Annotated in this window: 3 protein-coding genes; all 3 read right to left on the bottom strand. The window is 71.8% G+C overall.

Annotation, left to right across the window (positions count from 1 at the left end):
• Positions 1–410, bottom strand: a 410-nt coding sequence (locus DQ229_RS15960; RefSeq protein ID WP_155326544.1) for a DUF4376 domain-containing protein, incomplete at its 3' end; no start/stop codon positions are given.
• Positions 407–1702, bottom strand: a complete 1296-nt coding sequence (locus DQ229_RS15955; RefSeq protein ID WP_114967266.1) for a glycine-rich domain-containing protein — start codon at positions 1700–1702, stop codon at positions 407–409. The genes DQ229_RS15955 and DQ229_RS15960, both read right to left, overlap by 4 nt.
• Positions 1703–1706: 4 nt before the next feature.
• Positions 1707–2072 (bottom strand): hypothetical protein (locus DQ229_RS16565; RefSeq protein WP_114967265.1); only part of this gene is annotated, 366 nt, incomplete at its 5' end.

Here is a 2072-nt window from a genome sequence, read left to right as displayed (position 1 = left end):
GCGGTGCCGATGGCGAGCATGGTCTCGGCATCGATCGCGTGGAAACTGCCGTCCGCCGCTTTCCAGCGGGTGCTGAAACCCGCGTCGCGCCCGGCCGCGACCACGGCTGCGGTGATCATCTGCTGCGAGACCCGGTCGGTGGCAATGGCGATGGGGCCGAGCCGGATCCCGGCGGTCTCGACCGCATAGCGTTGCGCGGCGAGAGCGGCGCGCTGACGCGCCTTCATCGCCTCGAGCGCGAGCGGTGGCGGTGCGGGCGCATGGAATGTGCCGCTGACGGGATCATGGAGGTTGCCGGGAACAGCGGTGTTGCTGGCCACCAGAAGCTTGCCCGGCAGGGCAAAGCCGGGGTCGGCCAGGACGACATTCTCCACCAGCCCCGTATCGGGGTCGATCACGGCCATCTTCATCCGATCACCCTCACGATCACGAACCCGTCGCCGCCGGTGGTCTCCGACCCGATCCCGGCGCCGGCCCCGCCCGCGGGAAACCCCCCGTTCTGCCCGGCCGCGCCGCCATTGCCGGCAAGGAGGCTTTCGCCGCCCAAGCCGTGGCTGCTGCCGTTGCGACCGCCCCCGCCGCCCCCGCCAAGGACAGCGCGTCCGCCGCGATGGTTGCCGGCCCCGGCGCCACCACCCCCGCCCCAGAGCGTGCCGGCATCTCCGCCGGGCGCGTTGGTGACACCGTCGCCGCCGCCGACCGCGCCGCCGGCGGCCAGATTGGCGCTGCCCTGGTTGCCGCCGCGCCCGGGTTCCAGCTCGCCCCCGCCGCCGCCGCCGGTGCGATCTCCCGCATCGCTGTCATTGCGCCCCCAGCCGCCGCCATGGGCGGTCACATGATCGCCGAAGGCCGAATTGCCCCCGAAGGCACCGAACCCGGTACCACCGGCCCCGACGATCACATCGACCGTGTCCGGAAGATCGGCCGCGCGCATGACCCGGCGATTGTATCCGCCACCGCCCCCGCCTCTGGATCGGTTGTTCCAGGAGGATTGCGAGCCACCGCCGCCGGCCCAGAGCTCGGCGATGACCAGGGCCGCTTCGGAGAGCCCGGCAGGCTTGATCCAGACGCCGCTGGTGAGGAACTCCTGATGATCGAGGTCGGCGCCGCTCCCGAGCGCGGCCAGCAGCGCGCCATTGACCAGCCCATAGGTGCCGCTCCCGGGATCGGTGACCTGGGCCGGGGCAAGCTCGGGCGGGGTGCCGGAGAGATCGGCATAGGCACCGGAGGTGGCGACAGGGGCCAGCCCGGTGATGGTGCTGGCTGGCTGGGTGCCGCCATGGGTGGCGCGATCGCGCAGCGCGGCGGCCGGAAGATTGTCGACCTGATCAAGCCCGACATCCTCGCGGGAGAGTTCCACGGCCCCGGTTCGGCCCGCGACCGAGGTGACGGCATTGTCGCGCGCCGTGAGATCGGCGGCGGTGAGGCCGGCAAGGACCACGCCGCTGCCGGCAAGCGCGATCGGCGCGCCGGCATTGCTGCTCTCGGTGACATTGCGGGTGAGGCTCGGGCCCGCGGCATCGTATGTGCCGGTGCCGATCTCCCAGGCGGGGCCTTCCTCGAGCACGTAGCGCAAGGTCTCCCCTTGCGCGACACCGGCGCTCGCAAAGCTCTGGAAGCCCTCGAGCGCCAGGCCCAGCGTGAGCGGGCCGGTGCCGATGGTAGGGGTGGTAATCTTCGCGCGATTGACGAGCCGGGGCATGGTCTCAGGCGCCCCCGGCGGTGAGGGTGAAGATGGTGACGGTCACGGCCTGGTTCTGGGCGATATTGGGGTTGTCGAGCTCCATGTCGCCGCCGGCGCCGGTGATGGTGATGGTGCCCTGCAGATGGGTGAGCGTGCCGGTGGTGTCCTTCATGCGGAAATGCCCGGCATTGGTGCCGCCGGCGGCGGCCGCGGTGCCGGTGCCGCTCCAGAGCCCCTTGAGGGTCTTCTCCCCGGCGGCGGCATCCTCGAGCCAGTCTTCGGGCAGGTCGATCTCGACCAGCAGATCGCCGGCGTCCGTGGCATTGGTATCGGCGGGCCGCGCGCCCGAGCGGATCTGCAGCTTCGGGCTCAAGCCGATGGCGGCCTC

The sequence above is a fragment of the Alkalilacustris brevis genome, assembly GCF_003350345.1.
Classification (GTDB): domain Bacteria; phylum Pseudomonadota; class Alphaproteobacteria; order Rhodobacterales; family Rhodobacteraceae; genus Alkalilacustris; species Alkalilacustris brevis.
The sequence above is the reverse complement of the archived record's forward strand: the minus strand, read 5'-3'. Positions and strand labels throughout refer to the sequence as shown.

Coding starts and splice junctions, on each gene's coding strand:
- DQ229_RS15955 (WP_114967266.1), bottom strand. CDS start 1,702: ATGCCCCGGCTCGTCAATCGCGCGAAGATTACCACCCCTACCATCGGC.